The following is an 18,839-nucleotide window of genomic DNA, read 5'->3' as shown; positions in this document are numbered from 1 at the left end:
CGAGTAAACCAGACATAAGGTATGTTTGTTGCTTTTTCGCCAAGCGAGGTCGGTGGCCTCCGGGCTCAGCCTGTCGGTTCGATAGTGGTCAGCCGCTGGGTGGCCCGGGACAGGGCGACGTAGAGCGTACGGACACCGGAGCCGGGATCGGCACGGATCTCGCCGGGGGCGACCAGCACCACGCCGTCGTACTCCATGCCCTTGGCCTCCAGGCTGGTCACCACCTGGAGACGCTCGCCGCCGAGCCCACCCAGCCAGGCCGCGACCTCGTCCCGACGCGGCACCGGCGTGATCACCCCGACGGTGCCCTCGACCTCGCCGAGCAGCGCGCTCGCGGCGGACGTCACGCCGGCCGCCAACTCGGCCGCCGGCACCACCAGATCCACCGGGTCGACCCCGGTGGTCCGCACGGCGGTGGGCAGGGACAGGTCCGGGTACGCCCGGCGGATCTCGGCCGCTGCCACCGCGAAGATCTCCGCCGAGTTGCGGTAGTTCGTGGTGAGCGTGAACCGGTGCCGCCGACGACGACCCAACGCCTGGTCCCGGGCCCGGGACAGCTCCTGCGGATCACCCGTCCACGCGGTCTGCGCCGGGTCGCCCACCACCGTCCACGAGGCCAGCCGACCGCGCCGGCCGATCATGCGCCACTGCATCGGTGACACGTCCTGCGACTCGTCCACCACCACGTGCGCGTAGTCGCGGTAGTCCTCCGGCCGCTCCCGCGCCGCCTGGCGGGCAGCCCGCTGCCGGTCGGCGTACGTGCTCAGCTCACGAACCCCACCGGCGAGCTGGAACGGGTCGCGCTTCTGGCGGGCCGGACGCACCGGCTTGCCGAGCAACGCGTCCAGCTCGTCGAGCAGCGCCGCGTCGGCCACCGTCGGACCCTCGGCGGCCAGCCCCCGGTACGCCTGCTCCAGCAGCCGGATCTCGGCGCGGGACAGCAGCCCGGCGGCGTACCGGCGCAGCCGTTCCGGATCGGCCAGCCAGCCGAGCACGTGCCGGGGATGCAGCCGGGGCCACCACGCCTTGAGGAAGTCCCGGAAGTCCGTCCGGTCGATCAACTCGTCCTCGAAGGCCCGCTGCTCGGGCAACCGGGCGACACCCAACCGGCGGGCCTGTGCCCAGAGCGCCGCCAGGACGTCGTCGAAGCCGGCCCGGCGTACCTCGTTACGCCGCGCGCCCCGGGCCAACGCCCGTTCCCGGATGGCGTCCAGCTCGGCCCGCTCCAGCCGCAGCAACTGCCCCCGGTAGAGCAGCCGCAGCTCGGGCGGGGAGTCGGGTACGCCGTCCCGGGCCGCCCGTTCCAGCAACCGGCGCATCCGCAGCGACCCCTTGACCGCCGCCACGTCGACCGGGTCGGTGCGGGTGGCGACCAGCCCGGGAAAGAGCGTGCCCAGCGAGTGCAGCGTGGCGGTCTCCTCGCCGAGGGACGGCAGGACCGAGGCGATGTACTCGACGAAGACCGAGGAGGGGCCGACCACCAGGATGCCGCCGCCGGCATACCGGCTGCGGTCGGAGTAGAGCAGGTACGCGGCGCGGTGCAGCGCCACCGCCGTCTTGCCGGTGCCCGGCCCGCCGGAGACCAGCGTGACCCCGGAACCGGGGGAGCGGATCGCCTCGTCCTGCTCGCGCTGGATGGTCGCCACGATGTCGCGCATCCCCCGGCCGGTGGCCCGGGACAGGTTGGCCAGCAGCGCGCCGTCGCCCACCACCGCCATCTCCGCCGGTGCGGCGTCCGGGTCGAGCAGGTCGTCCTCGATCCGGGTGACCCGCTCCCGGCTGGACTGGATCGTCCGGCGGCGTACCACGCCGAGCGGCTCGGCCGGGGTGGCCTGGTAGAAGGGGGCGGCGGCCGGGGCACGCCAGTCGACCACCAGCGTGGCGGCGTCCTCGTCGCGGATACCGAGCCGCCCGACGTGGAACACCTGCCCGTCGCGCAGGTCGAGACGGCCGAAGACGAGCCCCTCGTACTCGGCGTCGAGCACGTGGCGGCGCTGCGCGGCGTGGAACACCATCGCGTCCCGCTCGACCAGGGCGCCGAAGTTGCCGACCCGGGCCAGCCGGTAGCCGTCCCGCTCGGCGCGGACCGCCGCGCGTCGCAGCTCGGCCAGTCGTGCGTACACCCGGTCGAGATGCCGCTGCTCGACGGCGATCTCCCGGTCCAGGGTGCTCTGGTCCACCGCTTCGTTCTCCTCGTCACGCCGGCCCGGCCAACCGCACGAGATTACGCCCCACCTCGCGGGCGCGCGGAGGCACCGTGTCCGGGTGCGATCTCCAGTGCGGTGTCCAGAAACGTTCACCGGGCCGCGCCGGGTCCAGACGACGACCGGCGGCGTTGGAGTCGGGCCTGGATACAACACCGGTATCCAGGCCCGACTCCGCCTTGCCGGACCGCCGCCTGGACCTCGCCGCGACACCGCCAACGTTCCTGGACACCGCACTAGCGGCGGCGGGTACGGCCGGCGGCGGAGCGGCCACCAGTGCGTCCGGCGTCGGCGAGCACCTGACCCAGGACGCCGGAGAGGGCGCCGGTCACCTCCTCGGGACGCTCCATCATCAACATGTGCCCGGCGCCGGGGCAGACGGTCAGCTCGGTGGCCGGCAGCGCGGCGGCGATCGACTCCGCGCACGGCGGCGGGGTGAGCCGGTCCCGGTCGCCGACCAGCGCCGCTGCCGGCAGGTCCGCCAGCGCGGCCAGCGTCTCCAGCCGGTGCTGGGCGCCGAAGGAGGCCCGGAAGCCGCCGATCGAGCGCAGCGAGGCGCGCGCCACCGCCGAGGTGACCAGGCGGATGTCAGTCGGGTCGCAGCGGTCCCCGAAGAGCATCCAGCGGATGCTGGGCTGCAGCGCGCGCAGCAGGGCCCGGGGCGGACGCCAGGCCCCGCAGCGGGCGAGCACCCCGGCGCCGGTGGTCTCGGCCAGCCGGATGATCCGGGCGATCCGGGGCGACAACCCGTAGACGGTGTGCGTGTGCCCCTCGGCGGTGGTCGAGACGAAGACCAGGCCGGCCACCCGGCGGGCGAAGTGCCCCGGGTGCCGGTGCGCGTACTCCATGATCGTCATGCCGCCCATGGAGTGCCCCGCCAGCACCACCCGCCCGGTCGGCGCCACCGTGTCCAGCACGGCGGCGAGGTCGTCGCCGAGCTGCGCCAGCGTCGCCGTGGGCAGCGTCATGCAACTCGACCGACCGTGGCCGCGCGCGTCGTAGCTGACCACCCGCACCGACCGGTGCGCCGCGCGCAGCGCCGCCACCTGCCGGTGCCAGCTCCGCCCGTCCAGCGTCCAGCCGTGCAGCAACACCGCCGTGACCTCGGCATCCGCCGGTCCGTCGATGTCCACGTGCAGGCGTACGTCGTCGCCCAGTCGTACCTCGACCGGATCTGGCATCGCCACCTCCCCAGGCACACGCGGATGCGTAACACCGGGAATACCCGGTGGTAACACCGGCTACCCGTCATCAGACCACGCGAATCGGGGTGCTGAGAAGATCCCGGAACCGGGTACGTCGACGGGACGATGCGGTCACCCTGAGACCATGGCGATGCCACGGACGGCCGACCCCCGACCGGACGACCGGGCGGCCGGCGGGACCCCCCGGGCCGCCCTGGCCGACCTGCTCGCCGGCAACCGGCGCTTCGTCAGCGGCCAACCGGTGCACGGACACGACGTCACCGCCGCCGCCGCGAGCGCCTCCGGCGACCAGCAGCCGTACGCCGTCCTGCTCGGATGCATCGACTCACGGGTGCCACTGGAGGCGATCTTCGACCAGACCTTCGGCTCGATCTGCGTCATCCGCACCGGCGGCCACGTACTCGACCGCGCGGTCCTCGGCTCGATCGAATACGTCGTGGACGTGCTGGGCGTACCCCTGGTGATGGTGCTCGGCCACGAACGCTGCGGCGCGGTGGCCGCGACGGTCGACACGCTGCGTACCGGCCGTCGCCCGCCCGGTGCGCTGGCCCACCTGATCGACCGGATCGCGCCCGCCGTGACCGAGGTGGGGCTGGACGACCCGCAGGTGCAGCCACTGGCTGTGCGCCTGCACGTCCGGCGCACCGTGACGACCCTGCGCGCCGACCCGCTCCTGGCCCCGGCCGTGGCCTCCGGCCGGATCGCGGTGACCGGGGCGCTCTACACCCTCACCACCGGCGAGGTCTCCCTCCTGCCCGCCACTCCTTGACTGCGCGTGCCCTGTCCCGCGCTCCCGGCCCTGTCCCGCGCCCGCTCCTGTCCCGCGCCCGGCCCTGTCCCGCGCGATCATGGACTTGTGGTTGGAGTTTTGGGCTGATATGAGGTGTTTCGTTGCCGCCATGACTCCATGATCGGCGGGGCGAGGCGGGGGCAGGGCGAGGCGGGGGCGAGGCGAGGCGGGGCGGCCTGCCGGGCGGGGTGGGGCGGGTGGGGACGCGCGAACGCCCGCCGGGTGGGCCCGGCGGGCGTTCGTGGTGGTGCGAGGTGTGGTGCGGGGCTCAGCCCTCGAAGACGCCGGCCTCGACCAGGCGCTTCTCGGTGGCGTCCCAGCCGTCGCCCGGGTGGGCGGCGTTGAGGCCGTTGATCTCCGCCCGGATCTTGGTGGCGTGCCCGGCGGCGGCCAGCACCCGGATCTCCTCGACGAAGGCCTCGGAGTCGGTGCGCAGGTGCGCGGTCTTGCCGTTGGTCAGGTTCCGCACGTAGGCGTGCTTGCCGCCGTTGAGCGGGATGAGGTACTTGAACTCGCCCAGCACGCTGAGTGCGCCACCCTGGCCAGCCTGGCCGGCCCGGACTGACGCGCGCGCGGTCTTAGAGGTGTTGCTCGCCACGGAGGTACTCCTTGCAAGACGTACGGAGGACGGGAAACGTCCGGGGGCTGGTGCGGGAGCACCGAACGGGTGACCCGCAGAGGCTGTACGCGGCACAGGCCGCCGATGGAACTGTACACGAGCCACGATTCCGGCTGGTCGTCGCGGCGTCACGAGGTGGAACCGCAGTCACCTGTCCGGGTATTCCGACCGGCGGATTTCCCGATTCGCTGGCGCACCATCCGTCACAGGAGTCATCATGTGTTCCAGCAAAGCACCCGGTCCGGGTCGAGGTCGTAGGGGAAGACGCACCTCGCTCTCCGGGAGGTCACCGTGCCAACGCGTGGCGTCGTATACGTCCATTCGACCCCGCTCGCCGTGTGTTCACACGTCGAGTGGGCGATCGCGCGCGTCCTTGCCGCGCCGGTCAATCTGCAATGGACGGCTCAACCCGTCGATCCCGGCGTCCGCCGGGCCGAGTGCGGGTGGTCCGGTCGCCCGGGAACGGGCGCCGAGCTGGCTGCTGCCCTCCGGCAGTGGCCCATGATCCGTTTCGAGGTGACCGAAGAACCCAGCCCAGGTGCCGACGGCGAACGTTTCATGTACGTGCCGGGGCGCGGCCTGTTCCGGGCCACGGTCGGTGCCGCCGGTGACATCCAGCTCGGCGAGGACCGGCTGCGCAGCCTGATGGCCGCCGCCCGGGGACCGGAGGCGCTCGCGCACGCGCTGGACAAGGCGCTCGGCACCGCCTGGGACGCCGAGTTGGAGCCGTACCGCTACGCCGGGGACGGTGCGCCGGTGACCCTGCTCACCCGCGTCGGCTGAGCGAGCGGACCCGAGGCCCGCCACCTCCGGCGGCGTACCGGCACGTCCGTCCACTGGCTGACGGTCGAGTTGCCCCGATACGCGGTGAGCTGGTGGGATGGGCCGCGTGTCGACTACCCCTCGGCGCGTCGTCGCCGCGTTCGTCGCCGTGACCGCGTTACTCGCCACCGGCTGTTCGGGAGCCGGGCAGCGACCGGGGGCCGCCCCGTCGTCGGCCCCGGCCAGCGAACCGGCACCGCCGTCGAGCGCACCGCCCGACGGCCCGGCCACCCGGGCCGCCGCGCTGGTCGCCGAACTCGCCGACGAGGACCTGGTGGGGCAGGTGTTGATGCCGTACGCCTACGGTGACCAGGCCACCGAGGTCTCGGCCGGCTCGGCCGCCGGCAACCGCAACCTCGGCGGCGTGGACACCCCGGCCGAGATGATCGAGAAGTACCGGCTCGGTGGCCTGATCCTGGTCGGCTTCAGCGCCGACGATCCCACCCAGAGCAACCAGGCGACCACCAACGTCGACAACCCGAAGCAGGTCCGCCAGCTCACCACCGGCCTGCGCGAGGCCGCCGGCAAGCTGCCCGCCGGCACGGCACCGTTCCTGATCGGCACCGACCAGGAGTACGGCGTGGTCACCCGGATCACCGACGGGGTGACCATGCTGCCCAGCGCGCTCGCCGCAGGTGCGGCCGACGATCCGGCGTTGACCGAGGCCGCCTGGCGGGCCGCCGGCACCGAGCTGGCCGCCATGGGGATCAACCTCGACTTCGCGCCGGTCGCCGACGTCCTGGTGAAGCGGAGCACGGTGATCGGGTCCCGGTCGTTCGGCGCGGACCCGAGCCGTGCCGCCGGACAGGTCGGCGGTGCGGTCCGGGGGTTGCAGGCCTCCGGCGTGGCGGCCACCGTCAAGCACTTCCCCGGGCACGGGCACAGCGCCGTCGACTCGCACGAGGACCTGCCGGTGCTCACGCAGTCACGCAAGAAGCTCGCCGCCGAGGCGTGGCCCCCGTTCACCGCCGGCATCGAGGCGGGCGCCCTGGCCGTGATGTCCGCCCACCTCGACGTGGCGGAGGTCGATCCGGGAGTGGCCGCCACCTTCTCCCGCACACTGCTCACCGACGTGCTGCGCGGCGAACTCGGGTTCCAGGGCGTGGTCATCACCGACGGCATGAACATGCCGCCGGCCCGCCGCTGGGGGCCGGGTGAGGCGGCGGTACGCGCCCTCAAGGCCGGCAACGACCTGATCCTCATGCCGCCGCACGTCGGTCAGGCGTACGACGGGCTGCTGACGGCGCTGCGGGACGGTTCGCTGCCCCGGGCCCGCCTGGTGGAGGCGGCCACCCGCGTACTGACCATGAAGTTCACCCTGGCCGACAAGCCGGTGCCGGAGATGTCCACGCTGGGCGCCCCGGCGCACCGCGAGGCCGCTGATGCCCTGGCCGCCGGTGCGGTGACCGTGTTCAAGGGCCGGTGCGACACCAGCGGGGTGAAGGGCCCGGTCACCGTCACCTCCTCCGGCGGGCGGGCGCACACCCGCACCGCGCTGACCGAGGCGCTCACCGCGGCCGGGGTGCAGGTGGTGGCGAGCGGCGGCACGGTCGTGCACCTCGTCGGGTACGGCGACGGGGCCGGTGACCTGCGCTCCGGTGCCGCCGTCACCGTCGCCATGGACACCCCGTACGTGCTTGCGGGGGCGAGTTCGCCGACGCTGCTGGCCACGTACTCGTCGAGCCGGGCCTCGATGACGGCGCTCGCCGACGTCCTGGCCGGCAAGGCCGCGCCGCGCGGACGGTCCCCGGTGAAGGTCTCCGGACTGCCCGCCACCACCTGCGGCTGACCGGCGACGACCGGCCGGGGCCGACCGGGTCGGAAGACGCCTCGACCCCGCCGACGCGTGGTGCGTCGGCGGGGCCGAGGCGGTGCTGTCGCGGCCTGCGCCGCCCGGGGCGGCTCAGGCCCGGGTGAAGACGAGTGCCACGTTGTGACCGCCGAAACCGAACGAGTTGTTCAGCGCGGCGGGGACGTCCATGTGGCGAGCCTTGCCGGCGGCCACGTCGAGGTCGAGGCCGTCGTCCGGGTCGTCCAGGTTGATCGTCGGCGGGATCACGCTGTCGCGGATCGACAGGATGGTGGCGATCGACTCCAACGCGCCGGCCGCGCCGAGCAGGTGCCCGGACATCGACTTGGTGGCGGTCAGCACCGGGTGGTCACCCAGTGCCGCGTGCAGTGCCTTGATCTCGGCGATGTCGCCCACCGGGGTGGACGTGGCGTGCGCGTTGACGTGGCTGATGTCGGCCCGGTCCACGTCCGCGTCGGCGATCGCCTTCGCGATGGCCCGGATCGCGCCGGCGCCCTCCGGGTGCGGCTGGACGATGTCGTAGCCGTCGGAGGTGATACCGGCGCCAGCAAGCCGCGCGTACACCCGGGCGCCCCGGGCGGCGGCGTGCTCGGCGCGCTCCAGCACCACGATGCCGGCACCCTCGCCGAGGACGAAGCCGTCCCGGCCCTTGTCCCACGGCCGGGAGGCCCGCTCGGGCTCGTCGTTGCGGGTCGACATGGCCCGCATCGAGGCGAAACCGGCGATCGGCAGCGCGTGGATCACCGCTTCGGTGCCACCGGCCACCACCACGTCGGCCCGACCGGACCGGATCATGTCCAGACCCAGCGCGATCGCCTCCGCGCCGGTCGCGCAGGCGCTGGCCACCGAGTGCACGCCGGCCTGGGCGCCGAGTTCCAGACCCACCCACGCGGCGGGACCGTTGGGCATCAGCATGGGCACGGTGTGCGGGGAGACCCGCCGGGGGCCGGACGCCTCCAGGATGTCGTCCTGGTTGAGCAGGGTGACCGCGCCACCGATGCCGGAGCCGATGCTGACCCCGATCCGTTCCGGGTCCGCTCCGGCGTCGACCAGGCCGGCGTCGGCCCAGGCCTGGTGGGCGGCGATCAACGCGATCGCCTCGGAGCGGTCCAGCCGGCGCAGCTTCACCCGGTCCAGGACGGTGGAAGGATCGACCGCCAGTTGGGCGGCGATCCGGACCGGCAACTGACCGGCCCACTCCTGGGTGAGCGCACTCACCCCGGAGCGGCCGGCGAGCATGGCGTCCCAGGTCGACGCGACGTCCCCGCCCAGCGGGGTGGTCGCGCCGAGCCCGGTGACGACGACGTCAGGACGACTCATGATCAGGACTGCGCCTCGATGTAGCTCACGGCGTCCCCGACGGTCTTGAGGTTCTGGACCTCGTTGTCCGGGATCTTGACGCCGAACTTCTCCTCGGCCGCGACCACGACCTCCACCATGGAGAGCGAGTCGACGTCCAGGTCGTCGGTGAAGGACTTCCCCTCGGCCACGTCGTCCGGGTTCACCCCGGCAACCTCTTCGAGGATCTCGGCGAGGCCGGCGGTGATCTCGTCACGGGTCATTGCGGTGGATTCCTCTCATCGGGATTTCTCGACGGTCGGCGACGCCGTCCGTCACACCTCTGCGCCTGCGCGCCGAGGAGGTATCAGGGGCAGCGGACGACCTGACCTGCATAGGTCAGGCCACCGCCGAAACCGAACAGCAGCACCGGCGCGCCGGAGGGCACCTCGCGGCGCTCCACCAGCTTCGACAGGGCCAGCGGGATGCTGGCCGCCGAGGTGTTGCCGGACTCGATCAGGTCCTTCGCGACGATCGCCTGCGGGATCTTCAGCCGCTTCGCGATGCCGTCGATGATCCGGGTGTTGGCCTGGTGCGGGACGAACGCGGCCAGCTCCGACGGGTCGACCCCGGCCCGCTCGCACGCCTGCAACGCCAGCGGCGCCAGGGCGGTGGTGGCCCAGCGGAACACCGTCTGACCCTCCTGCGCGATGTACGGGCGCCAGCCCTCGATGCGTACCGCGTCGCCGCGCTCCGGCACCGAGCCCCAGACCACCGGGCCGATACCGGCCGGCTCGCCCTCGGGCGTGGCGCTGACCACCGCGGCGCCCGCCCCGTCACCGAAGATGATGCAGGTGGAGCGGTCGTTCCAGTCCATGAAGTCGGACAGCTTCTCCGCGCCGATCACGATGGCGTTGCGGCTGGCACCGGCGCGGACCGCGTGGTCCACGGTGCCCAGCGCGTACGCGAATCCGGAGCAGGCGGTGTTGAGGTCGAACGCCCCCGGGGCGTCGATGCCCAGCTTGGCCGCGACCCGGCAGGCCACGTTCGGGCTGCGGTCGATCGAGGTGCACGTGGCCACCACGACCAGGTCGATGTCGGCGGCGGTCAGCCCGGAGTTGGCCAGCGCCTTGTCGGCGGCGGCGGCGGCCATGTCGGCGACCGTCTCGTCACCGGCGATCCGCCGGCTGGCGATACCGACCCGGTCCCGGATCCACGCGTCGTTGGTCTCCACCAGCTGGGCGATCTCGTCGTTGGTCACCACCCGGGACGGCTGGTAGTGCCCCATGGACACGATGCGACTGCCGCTCATGACGAGCCCTTCCTACGGTCGATCTCGGCACGAGACTCGGACGGACTGAGGTGGACGGCGCTCACGCCTGACCTCCGGCGACGCGGGCGATCAGGTCGTGGGCGGCGGGCAGCTTGTCCGGGGTGTTCAGGGTCACGATCTCCGGCAGGCCGGGGCCTTTGAGCTCGCGCTTGACCAGGCCGGAGAGCGTGCCTGCGGGCGGCAGCTCGATCACACCGGTCACCCCGAGGTCGGCGAGGGTGGCCATGCACAGGTCCCAGCGGACCGGGGAGGTGACCTGGCGGACCAGCCGCTGGAGCATCTCCGCGCCGTCCCGGACGGCGGTGCCGTCGAGGTTGGAGAGCAGGATCCGCGTCGGGTCGCCGGTGGTGACGTCGGCCGCCACCGTGGCGAGCGCCGCCTCTGCGGGAGCCATGTACGGGGTGTGGAAGGCGCCCGCCACCTGGAGCCGGATGACCCGCGCCTGAGCCGGCGGCTCGGCGGCCAACTTCTCCAGGCCGTCGATCGCACCGGCGGCGACCACCTGCCCGGCGCCGTTGCGGTTCGCGGCGTGCAGCCCGTGCCCCTCGACCGCGGCGAGCACCTCGTCCGGGTCGCCGCCGAGGACCGCGGCCATGCCGGTCGGCTCCAGCGCGCACGCGGCGGCCATCTCCCGGCCGCGTACCCCGGCGAGGGAGATCGCGGCGTCCGCCGGCAGCGCGCCGGCCAACGCCGCCGCGCCGAGTTCACCGACGCTGTGCCCGGCGGTCAGCGCCACGTCCTGCAACGGCAGGTGCTCGGCGGCGAGCAGGGCGGCGGCGACCAGCAGCGGCTGGGTACGGGCGGTGTCCCGGATCTCCTCGGCGTCGGCGTCGGTGCCCAGGTGCACCAGATCGACGCCGGCCAGCGCGGACCAGTGACGCAGCCGCGCCTCGGCGCCGGGCAGGTCGAGCCAGGGAGTCAGGAAGCCGGGTTTCTGAGAACCCTGGCCGGGGCAGAGTACGGCGAGCACGTCTATGACTCTCCCGGATACCCACCGGTTGCGCTGTGCGGACCGGTACCAAACCGCACTAGGACCTTTGGAGAGATCCTACAAAGATTGGTGCTGGTCATCGCCAACCTGTGATCTTTTACCGGTCGGTGGGGCCAATGTCGGGGTCGGCACCACCGGGTCCAGTCGGCCGACGGTCAGCGCCACCCGCAGCGCGAAGGCGTCCCGGGGCGACAACGGGCTGAAACCGGTGACGTCGGAGATCCGCCGCAAGCGATAACGCACCGTGTTCGGGTGCACGTACAGCGCCCGTGCCGCGCTCTCCAGCGTGCCGCCTGCGGCGAAGAAGGCGTCCAGCGTCTCCAGCAGCTCGCCGCCGGCGCGCACCAGCACCGCGTACACGTCGTGCCGCAGCCGCCGGCGGGCCTCCGCGTCAGCCGCCAGGGCGCGCTCGGGCAGCAGGTCACCGGCGTGGACCGGTCGGGGCGCGGCCGGCCACGCCGGAGCCGCCCGGTACCCGGCCAACGCGGCCCGGGCCGACTCGGTGGCCTCGTCCAGGCTCGGTACCGAGGGGCCGACGACCACCGGACCGTCACCGAAGGCGGACAACAGTTCGGCGGTGGCCGCCACCGGATCCGCCGCCCCGCCGAGCACGATCACCAGTCGGTCCCCGTGCACCCCGCCGATCACCTCGACCCCGACCCGCCGGGCCTGCCGGTAGACCGTGTGCAGCACGGCGGCGACCTCACCGCCGGGGGAGGGGCCGACCGCCACCGCGACCGGCGGCGCGTCCGTCCAGCCGAGCGCGGCGGCCCGGCTGGCCAGTACGTCCGGCGAGTCACCTCGCAGCAGCGCGTCGACCAGCAGAGCCTGGAGGCGGGCGTCCCAGGAACCACGCGACTCGGCCGCCCGGGCGTACACCCGGGCCGCGGCGAAGGCGATCTCCCGGGAGTAGCGCAGCACCGCCTCGCGCAACTGCGCCGCCTCGCCCGGCGCGGCCAGGTCGTCGACCTGCTCCTCGACCACGTCGATGGTGACCTTGATCAGGGCGACGGTCTGCTGGAGGGTGATCGACCGGGCCAGCGCCTGCGGCGCGGTGGCGAACACCTCGTCGGAGACCTCCTGGGTGCCCTCGTGGGGGCCGCCGTCGGAGCGCAGCCACTGCACCAGGGACCGCGCGCCGGCCTGCGCCACCACCATCACCCAGGACCGCTGGTCGGCGGGCAGGTCCCGGAACCAGGGCAGGGTGTCGTCCATCCGCGCCACACTCGCCGTGGCCAACGCACCTGCTGCCCGCTCGATCCGGCGCAGCGTGGCCGACAGGTCCGTCCCGACCGACTCGCTCACCCGCCTAGCCTGACATGTCCTGAGCTGGACCTCGCCGGCAGGCGTCGGCAGTCCCGGGAGCACCCACCCGGTACGCGCTGCACGGACCGTCGGAGCCGGCCAGTACGGTAACGAGGCACGTCGGGTGGGCACCGGCGGGTGAGGGCGAGCGTGAGGAGACACCGATGGCGCACGGGGAGGCTGAGCACGGCTGCGCCCAGGGAGAGCCTTGCCGACCGGGGTCGCACGAGCAGCCGTTCCCCGCCAAACACCACCGCCGGCTCATCGGTCTGGCCCACCCGGGCGAAGCCGCGCCGGGACGGTCGGCCGAGCGTCCCGAGGAGGACTCCGCTCCGGTGCGCCCGCGCCCCGTCGACCCCGTGGTGCCGCGTCAGCGTACGGGCGAGGCCGTGGTCCCGGAGCCGGTCACCGGCGGCTGCCGCAGCGACCTGCCCGGCTGGGCCGGCGGCCATCGGCACGGCCCGGTCCGACCGGCACTGCGGGCGGTACGCCGGGAACGCCCCCCACGCCGCTGGTGCTGAGGAGCGGTTGCGGCGTCGCGTGGCGTGGAGGCCCGGCGGTGCTGGTCGCTGAGGTTCGGCGGGTCCGGCCGCGCTGGTGTCGCGAGGTGCCGCAGGTCCGGCGGCGCTGGTGCTGAGGCTCAGCGGGTCCGGCGGCGGACCAGCAGCGCGATACCGGCCAGCCCGAGGGTGATCACCAGCATCACCGCGACGTTCAGCAGGAGCAGGCGGCGCAGCTCGCTGAAGGCCTCGTTGATGTCCTGAGCGGGGTTGAGCGCGTCCTCCGGGATGATCCGCTCGCCTCCGCCGACCCCGCCGCTGACCGCCTCGTACGTCCGCTCCAGCGGCACCCCGACGGTGCGCAGCGTCTCCGACATGCTGATCCGTCCGAGGAACCAGGCCGCCGTGGTCTTGCGGGCGTCCGGCTGCTTTGCCGGCCGGTAGACGCGCGGCCCACCGACCGCCTTCGGATAGAGGTCGTAGGTCTGCTTCGGAGTGTCACCGGCCAGCACCACCACGGTGTACTTCGGACCGAGGTCGGCCTTCTCGGGCGCGCGCGCCGGTGCCAGGGAACGGCTCACCTGGTCGATGACGGCGGCGACCTGCTCCGGGTTGGCGTCGTGGCGCAGCCGCAACGGCTCGGCCAGCCCGTGTCCGGTGATGTCGACACCGGCCGGCGGCGCCTTCGGCGCGGCCTTGACCGGCTCGACGAAGGCCAGCGACAACACCACCGCAGCGACTCCACCGACCGCTATCGCGGCCAGTCGCCTCATCCGTCGGACCATGCCGCCTCCTCGCCCCGTCGATGGTCGGCTGTGCTGCAGGGGTCACGCGTTGGAGGGCCGACGTCGGTGACCATGCCCCACAGGACGGGTACCCACTTCAAAGACTCCGCGGAACGACGATTGGTTGCAGCTGGTGAAACACTAATTGGAACTATCTGTGATCGCGAATCGGCCGATGATCAGCCGTGCACACGCGGGGCGGATCTTACCTGTGCGCTGGCGGTGATGGGGGGCAGGGTAGCGCGTACGATGTGGTCCTGGGCAGTGGTGTTCGGCGTGGCGCTCGGTGTCGCGCTCGGTGTGTCGTTGCTCCTGCCGACGTGGACGCTCCCGGCGCACCACCGCGCCGCCCGCCAGCCGGCACGGATGTAAGGAGGGGTCCCCTGCTATGCACGAGGCGTTAGCAGGGGACCCCTCCTTACACACGGCAGCCCTAGAACAGGCGGGCGCGGGCGGCGCGGAGCCGGGTCAGGGTGCGCTCGGCGCCGAGCACCTCCAACGACTCGAACAGCGGCAACCCGACCGTCCGGCCGGTGACCGCGACGCGTACCGGTGCCTGGGCCTTGCCGAGCTTGAGACCGCGCGCCGCGCCGACCTCCTCCATGGTGGTCTTCAGCGTCGCCGCGTCCCACGAGGTCACCGCCGCGAAGGCGGCGATGGCGTCGTCCAGCAGCTCGCCCGAGCCCTCCTTCATCGCCTTGGCCCAGGCCGCCTCGTCGATCAGCGGGGAGGCGAGGAAGAGGAAGTCGACGTTCGGCACGATCTCGCTGAGTACCGCGATACGGGTCTGGGCCAGCGGCGCCACCGCCGCGAACGTGGCCGCATCGAACTCGTCGGGCTGCCACGGCGGCGGCGGGATGCTGCCGGTACCGGTCAGCCACGGCCCGCAGACCTCGACGAACTCCTCGACCGACAACGCCCGGATGTACTCGCCGTTGAACGCCCGCAGCTTCTTCTCGTCGAAGAAGGCCGGCGACGGGTTCACCTCGTCGAGCCGGAACTCGTCCTCGATCACCGACCAGGGCACGATCTCCCGGTCGTTGGAGGGCGCCCAGCCGAGCAGCATCAGGTAGTTGCGCATCGCGGCGGCGAGGTAACCCTCGTCCCGGTACGCCTCCAGCGCGACCTTGTCCCGTCGCTTGGACAGCTTCTGCCGCTTCTCGTTGACCACCACCGGCACGTGCGCCCAGATCGGCGGCTTCACCCCGAGCGCGTCCCAGAGCAGCTGCTGCTTCGGGGTGTTGGGCAGGTGCTCCTCGGCCCGGATCACGTGGGTGATGCCCATCGTCATGTCGTCCACGACGTTGGCCAGCAGGAAGACGGGCGAGCCGTCGCCCCGGGCGATCACGAAGTCCTCGATGAGCTTGTTCTCGAAGGTCGGCTCGCCCCGGATCAGGTCGACGACCACCGTCGTGCCCTCGTCGGGCGTCCGGAAGCGCAGCGCACGGCCCTCGCCGGGCGGCAGTCCCCGGTCCCGGCAGTACCCGTCGTAACCGGTGTACTGGTTACCGGTCCGGGCCTGCACGGCCTCCCGGGTGCAGTCGCAGTAGTACGCGCGGCCCGAGTCGTGGAGCCGTCCGGCGGCGGCCCGGTGCTCGTCGGCGTACGAGGACTGGAACCACGGGCCCTCGTAGCTGCCCCGCTCGATGCCGATCCAGTCCAGCGCCGACAGGATGCCCTCGGTCCACTCCGGCTTGTTGCGTGCGGCGTCGGTGTCCTCGATACGCAGCACGAACACCCCGCCCTGCTGCTTGGCGAAGATCCAGTTCTGCAACGCCGATCGGGCACCGCCGACGTGGAACATACCGGTCGGGGAGGGGGCGAATCGCACACGTACTGTCACGGCCCCCAGCGTACAGATGTAAGGAGGGGTCCCCTGCTGTCGCCTGGTGTCGTACAGGGGACCCCTCCTTACGTCACAGCGGGTCAGGGGACGGAACGGATCTTCAGCACCAGGATGCTGCCGAGGACGGTCACCGCGGCGGTGGTGGCGTACAGGGCGGGGTAGCCGCCCAGGTACACCACGATCGGGGCGGAGACGGCCGGCCCGAGCACCTGCGGGGCGGAGTTGGCGATGTTGATCACGCCGAGGTCCTTGGCCCGGTCGGTGGCCCTCGGCAGGACCTGCGTGATCAGGGCGGCGTCCACCGACAGGTACACCCCGTAACCGGCACCGAGCAGCAGCGCGGCGACGATCGCCATCGGCCAGGTGGGGGCGACGGCCAGCAGCAGGGCCGCGACCGCGATCACCATCCCGGCGACGATGACGAAGATCTTGCGTTTGCCCGTGCGGTCCGACAGTCGCCCGGCGACCACCGTGGTGGCCATCAGCCCGGCGGTGTAGAGCAGGATCAGCACCAGCAGGCCGCCCTCGGGGTCGGCCACCCGGACCTCGTCGGTGAGGAAGTACAGCAGGTAGAGGGTGCCGAAGGCGTTGCCGAGCTGCACCAGGAACCGGGTGATCCAGGCCCAGCCGAAGTCCGGGTACCGGCGCGGCGACACCCACATGCCGGCCAGCAGTCCCCGCAGCGGGGGTCGGTGCGTACGCGGCAACGGGTCGTCGGTGGTGCGCAGCGCGAACGGCAGCGCGAACAGCAGCACCGCGGCGGCGATCGCCAGGTAGCCGGCGGCGTTGCCGGTGACCACGGCGGTGACCAGGACGACGCCGAGCACCAGCCCGAGCGCCTGCGGGATGCCGACCCAGCCGGAGACGCCGCCGCGCTGGGCGACCGGGACCCGGTCCGGTACGGCGGCGGTCAGGCTGGCCAGCATCGCGTTGAAGCAGGTCTGCGCGGCGACCCAGCCGACGACCACGCCGAGCACGGTCTGCGCCTGGGCGAGCAGTGCCAGCGACAGCGCGCCGAGCACCGCGCCGCCGAGGGTCCAGACGTGCCGGCGGCCGAACTCCCGACCGCCGATCCGCAGGCAGGTCCGGTCCGACAGTGCCCCGACCAGTGGGTTGACGATCACCGCGGCGAGCGCGCCGATCCCGGTGACCACCGCCAGCATGGTCTCCTTGTTCGTCGGCGCGATCTGTCCGAGCTGCTGCGGCAGCAGCACCTGGATCGGGGTGAAGAACGCCATCCAGACGCCGAGGTTCGCGGCGAAGAGCAGCGCGATCCAGCCGCGCCGCACCGACACGGTCGGTTCCGCCAGCGCCGCCGGCAGCGAGGCCGGCGTCGGGTCGACGGTGGTCACCGCGGAGGTTCCCGCCGGGCCGCCGCGATGACCTCGCGCAGCCAGGAGTACGAGGACTTGGGCGTACGCGCTCCGGTGGCGAAGTCGACGTGCACCAGGCCGAAGCGCTTGGTGAAGCCCTCGGCCCACTCCCAGTTGTCCAGCAGGGACCAGACGAAGTACCCGGTCACGTCGACCCCGTCGGCCATCGCCGCGTGCACCGCGCGCAGGTGGCCGTCCAGGTAGGCGATCCGGTCCGGGTCCGGCACCCGGCCCTCGGCGTCCGGGGTGTCGTCGTACGCGCAGCCGCTCTCGGTGATCTGGATCGGGGGCAGGTCCGACCCGTACTGCCGGTGCAGCCAGCCGAGCAGGTCCCGGAGCCCGTCCGGTGCCACCGGCCAGTCGAAGGCGGTACGCGGGTACCCGGTGAGCGGCACCAGCGTGAACGGCAGCGGCGAGCCCTCCTCGGGGGCGCGTACGCCGCTGGGGTTGTAGTAGTTGACCCCGAGCACGTCGAGCGGGGCGGCGATGACGTCGAGGTCGCCGTCGCGGACCACGCTGGTGTCGAAGCCCAGCTCGGTCGGGTAGCCGCGGCCGAGCAGCGGGTCGGTGAAGAGCCGGTTGTGCAACGCGTCGTAGGCGTACCCGGCGGCGGCGTCGGCGGGGTCGTCGCCGAGCACGCGTACCGGCGAATAGTTGTTGGCGATGGCGACCGGACTGTTGCTGCGGGCGCGCAGCGCGGCGACCGCGAGACCGTGCCCGAGCAGTTGGTGGTGGGCGACCGGGAAGGCGTCGAAGAGCAGCGCCTTGCCGGGGGCGTGCTCGCCGGTGCCGTGGCCGAGGCTCATGTGGATGAACGGCTCGTTGAGGGTGATCCAGAGCTTGACCCGGTCGCCGAGGCGGGTGGCCAGCACGTCGGCGTACTCGGCGAACCGGTGCGCGGTGTCGCGGTGCAGCCAGCCGCCGGCGTCCTGGAGCGGCTGGGGCAGGTCCCAGTGGAACAGCGTGGCGACCGGGTCGATGCCGTGGCCGAGCAACTCGTCCACCAGCCGCTCGTAGAAGTCGAGCCCGGCGGCGTTGACCCGGCCGGTGCCGGCGGGCAGCACGCGGGGCCAGGCCACCGAGAAGCGGTACGCGGTCACCCCGAGCCCGGCCATCAGCGCGACGTCCTCGGCATAGCGGTGGTAGTGGTCGCAGGCCACGTCGCCGGTGCTGCCGTCGAGGATGCGCCCGGGGGAGTGGGCGAAGGTGTCCCAGATGGAGGGTCCGCGACCGTCCGCGTCGGCGGCGCCCTCGATCTGGTAGGCGGAGGTGGAGACGCCCCAGCGGAATCCGGTGGGGAAGTCGGGCATCGGAGCGGTCTGCATGCGCCCTCCCGGCGAAACGCGAAACGTGTTCGGAACTCTAGGGGTCGTGGGAGCGCTGCGCCATAGGGTGTCGATGCGTCGATGGCAATACCTTTCGGCGTGTCTTTGTTAACCCGTCCACATACGTCCGTTTTTGCGCATACAGTTCCGAATATTGTGGGATGTCCTCACTGGAGGAAGACGGAAATGATCCTCGTGGAACGCAGCGCGCACGTGACGGCACCGGTGAACGCGGTCTGGGACGTGGTACAGCGCGCTGAGCAGTTGCCGGCCTGGCTGGCCGGCGTCCGTGCGGCCGAGGTCCTCTCGGGCGAGGGCTTCGGCAGACGGCAACTGGTCCAGGCCGGGCGCGGTGCCGCACATGAGGCCGAAGTGATCGCCTACCAGGAACCGACCCTGATCGGCTGGCGGGAACGGGCCAAGGGCGCCGGTGCCCGAGCGGAGGCGCGCACCGAGATATACGTCCAGCTCACCCCGGACGAGGACGAGGGTGGGACGGTCGTGCGGCTCATCGTCGTACGCTGGCCGGCCGGCCCGGTCAAGGCCGCGCTTCTCCGGCTCGGCCTGCGCAGGGTCGGCGCCGACCTGGAGGACTCGCTGGCTCGGCTGACCGACCTGGCCGCCGTCGGCTGACCGACCACCTCCTGGCGTCA

The 18,839-nt window shown here is 72.7% G+C and carries 17 protein-coding genes and 1 pseudogene; 6 read left to right on the top strand and 12 right to left on the bottom strand.

Annotated features, from left to right (window positions below; genetic code table 11):
• Positions 1 to 65 precede the first annotated feature (65 nt).
• Together HUT12_RS25485 and HUT12_RS25480 are read right to left on the bottom strand one after the other, a co-directional pair.
• The gene (locus HUT12_RS25485; RefSeq protein WP_176094990.1) at positions 66 to 2,180 is read right to left on the bottom strand and encodes an AAA family ATPase; all 2,115 of its coding nucleotides are present in this window, start codon (positions 2,178 to 2,180) and stop codon (positions 66 to 68) included.
• 260 nt (positions 2,181 to 2,440) lie between these two features.
• On the bottom strand, positions 2,441 to 3,385 hold the full coding sequence (locus HUT12_RS25480; RefSeq protein ID WP_176094989.1) for an alpha/beta fold hydrolase: 945 nt from the start codon (positions 3,383 to 3,385) through the stop codon (positions 2,441 to 2,443).
• 154 nt (positions 3,386 to 3,539) lie between these two features.
• Between HUT12_RS25480 and HUT12_RS25475 the strand changes: the two genes are divergently transcribed.
• Positions 3,540 to 4,178 (top strand): carbonic anhydrase, encoded by a 639-nt coding sequence (locus tag HUT12_RS25475; protein ID WP_176095971.1) that lies wholly within the window; start codon positions 3,540 to 3,542, stop codon positions 4,176 to 4,178.
• A 289-nt stretch (positions 4,179 to 4,467) separates the two neighbouring features.
• On the opposite strand, the gene HUT12_RS25470 is transcribed toward HUT12_RS25475, so the two are convergent.
• On the bottom strand, positions 4,468 to 4,797 hold the full coding sequence (locus HUT12_RS25470) for a hypothetical protein (RefSeq protein ID WP_117229745.1): 330 nt from the start codon (positions 4,795 to 4,797) through the stop codon (positions 4,468 to 4,470).
• Positions 4,798 to 5,109: 312 nt separating this feature from the next.
• On the opposite strand from HUT12_RS25470, the gene HUT12_RS25465 reads away from it, so the two are divergent.
• Both HUT12_RS25465 and HUT12_RS25460 read left to right on the top strand, forming a co-directional pair.
• Positions 5,110 to 5,601 carry a DUF3145 domain-containing protein gene (locus HUT12_RS25465; protein ID WP_131051843.1) on the top strand — a complete coding sequence of 164 codons (492 nt, stop codon included), beginning with the start codon at positions 5,110 to 5,112 and terminating at the stop codon, positions 5,599 to 5,601.
• A gap of 97 nt (positions 5,602 to 5,698) precedes the next feature.
• On the top strand, positions 5,699 to 7,429 hold the full coding sequence (locus tag HUT12_RS25460; protein WP_176094988.1) for a glycoside hydrolase family 3 protein: 1,731 nt from the start codon (positions 5,699 to 5,701) through the stop codon (positions 7,427 to 7,429).
• A 114-nt stretch (positions 7,430 to 7,543) separates the two neighbouring features.
• Here HUT12_RS25460 and fabF read toward each other — a convergent pair whose 3' ends face one another.
• The 5 genes and pseudogenes from fabF to HUT12_RS25435 all read right to left on the bottom strand — a co-directional run bounded on the left by fabF (position 7,544) and on the right by HUT12_RS25435 (position 12,420).
• A complete protein-coding gene (fabF, locus tag HUT12_RS25455; protein ID WP_131051841.1) occupies positions 7,544 to 8,770 on the bottom strand; it encodes a beta-ketoacyl-ACP synthase II in 1,227 nt (408 codons plus the stop codon).
• A gap of 2 nt (positions 8,771 to 8,772) precedes the next feature.
• Positions 8,773 to 9,012 carry an acyl carrier protein gene (locus tag HUT12_RS25450; protein ID WP_007072348.1) on the bottom strand — a complete coding sequence of 80 codons (240 nt, stop codon included), beginning with the start codon at positions 9,010 to 9,012 and terminating at the stop codon, positions 8,773 to 8,775.
• A gap of 83 nt (positions 9,013 to 9,095) precedes the next feature.
• Positions 9,096 to 10,040 (bottom strand): beta-ketoacyl-ACP synthase III, encoded by a 945-nt coding sequence (locus HUT12_RS25445; RefSeq protein ID WP_131051840.1) that lies wholly within the window; start codon positions 10,038 to 10,040, stop codon positions 9,096 to 9,098.
• Between the two features lie 73 nt (positions 10,041 to 10,113).
• Positions 10,114 to 11,031 (bottom strand): annotated as a pseudogene (locus HUT12_RS25440) (ACP S-malonyltransferase); the annotation flags it as partial.
• Positions 11,032 to 11,109: 78 nt separating this feature from the next.
• Positions 11,110 to 12,420, bottom strand: a complete 1,311-nt coding sequence (locus tag HUT12_RS25435; protein ID WP_303393504.1) for a CdaR family transcriptional regulator — start codon at positions 12,418 to 12,420, stop codon at positions 11,110 to 11,112.
• 101 nt (positions 12,421 to 12,521) lie between these two features.
• Between HUT12_RS25435 and HUT12_RS25430 the strand changes: the two genes are divergently transcribed.
• The gene (locus HUT12_RS25430) at positions 12,522 to 12,878 is read left to right on the top strand and encodes a hypothetical protein (RefSeq protein ID WP_176094985.1); all 357 of its coding nucleotides are present in this window, start codon (positions 12,522 to 12,524) and stop codon (positions 12,876 to 12,878) included.
• A 119-nt stretch (positions 12,879 to 12,997) separates the two neighbouring features.
• Here the strand turns inward: HUT12_RS25430 and HUT12_RS25425 are convergent, their stop codons facing one another.
• Entirely contained in the window at positions 12,998 to 13,642 is a 645-nt protein-coding gene (locus HUT12_RS25425; protein ID WP_131054678.1) for a hypothetical protein, read from the bottom strand.
• A gap of 249 nt (positions 13,643 to 13,891) precedes the next feature.
• On the opposite strand from HUT12_RS25425, the gene HUT12_RS33265 reads away from it, so the two are divergent.
• Positions 13,892 to 14,014: a hypothetical protein gene (locus HUT12_RS33265; RefSeq protein ID WP_303393503.1), complete on the top strand. Its 123-nt coding sequence runs from the start codon at positions 13,892 to 13,894 to the stop codon at positions 14,012 to 14,014.
• 61 nt (positions 14,015 to 14,075) lie between these two features.
• Here the strand turns inward: HUT12_RS33265 and gltX are convergent, their stop codons facing one another.
• The 3 genes from gltX to HUT12_RS25410 form a co-directional block, all read right to left on the bottom strand.
• Positions 14,076 to 15,485 carry a glutamate--tRNA ligase gene (gltX, locus tag HUT12_RS25420; RefSeq protein WP_131054677.1) on the bottom strand — a complete coding sequence of 470 codons (1,410 nt, stop codon included), beginning with the start codon at positions 15,483 to 15,485 and terminating at the stop codon, positions 14,076 to 14,078.
• Between the two features lie 83 nt (positions 15,486 to 15,568).
• A complete protein-coding gene (locus HUT12_RS25415; protein ID WP_131054676.1) occupies positions 15,569 to 16,840 on the bottom strand; it encodes an MFS transporter in 1,272 nt (423 codons plus the stop codon).
• A complete protein-coding gene (locus HUT12_RS25410) occupies positions 16,837 to 18,186 on the bottom strand; it encodes a GH1 family beta-glucosidase (RefSeq protein WP_131054675.1) in 1,350 nt (449 codons plus the stop codon). Before HUT12_RS25410 ends, HUT12_RS25415 begins: the two co-directional genes overlap by 4 nt.
• Positions 18,187 to 18,372: 186 nt before the next feature.
• On the opposite strand from HUT12_RS25410, the gene HUT12_RS25405 reads away from it, so the two are divergent.
• On the top strand, positions 18,373 to 18,819 hold the full coding sequence (locus HUT12_RS25405) for an SRPBCC family protein (protein ID WP_131054674.1): 447 nt from the start codon (positions 18,373 to 18,375) through the stop codon (positions 18,817 to 18,819).
• Positions 18,820 to 18,839 lie beyond the last annotated feature (20 nt).

The organism is Verrucosispora sp. NA02020 (genome assembly GCF_013364215.1).
GTDB lineage: Bacteria > Actinomycetota > Actinomycetes > Mycobacteriales > Micromonosporaceae > Micromonospora.
Note: the sequence above shows the minus strand (reverse complement) of the source record. Positions and strands in the feature narration are given on the sequence as shown.

Bases quoted from the DNA above. Each gene is read 5' to 3' on its own strand.
- HUT12_RS25480 (WP_176094989.1), bottom strand. From the start codon at position 3,385: ATGCCAGATCCGGTCGAGGTACGACTGGGCGACGACGTACGCCTGCAC.
- HUT12_RS25475 (WP_176095971.1), top strand. From the start codon at position 3,540: ATGCCACGGACGGCCGACCCCCGACCGGACGACCGGGCGGCCGGCGGG.
- HUT12_RS25460 (WP_176094988.1), top strand. From the start codon at position 5,699: ATGGGCCGCGTGTCGACTACCCCTCGGCGCGTCGTCGCCGCGTTCGTC.
- fabF (WP_131051841.1), bottom strand. From the start codon at position 8,770: ATGAGTCGTCCTGACGTCGTCGTCACCGGGCTCGGCGCGACCACCCCG.
- HUT12_RS25450 (WP_007072348.1), bottom strand. From the start codon at position 9,012: ATGACCCGTGACGAGATCACCGCCGGCCTCGCCGAGATCCTCGAAGAG.
- HUT12_RS25445 (WP_131051840.1), bottom strand. From the start codon at position 10,040: ATGAGCGGCAGTCGCATCGTGTCCATGGGGCACTACCAGCCGTCCCGG.
- HUT12_RS25430 (WP_176094985.1), top strand. From the start codon at position 12,522: ATGGCGCACGGGGAGGCTGAGCACGGCTGCGCCCAGGGAGAGCCTTGC.
- HUT12_RS25425 (WP_131054678.1), bottom strand. From the start codon at position 13,642: ATGGTCCGACGGATGAGGCGACTGGCCGCGATAGCGGTCGGTGGAGTC.
- HUT12_RS33265 (WP_303393503.1), top strand. From the start codon at position 13,892: ATGTGGTCCTGGGCAGTGGTGTTCGGCGTGGCGCTCGGTGTCGCGCTC.
- HUT12_RS25410 (WP_131054675.1), bottom strand. From the start codon at position 18,186: ATGCAGACCGCTCCGATGCCCGACTTCCCCACCGGATTCCGCTGGGGC.
- HUT12_RS25405 (WP_131054674.1), top strand. From the start codon at position 18,373: ATGATCCTCGTGGAACGCAGCGCGCACGTGACGGCACCGGTGAACGCG.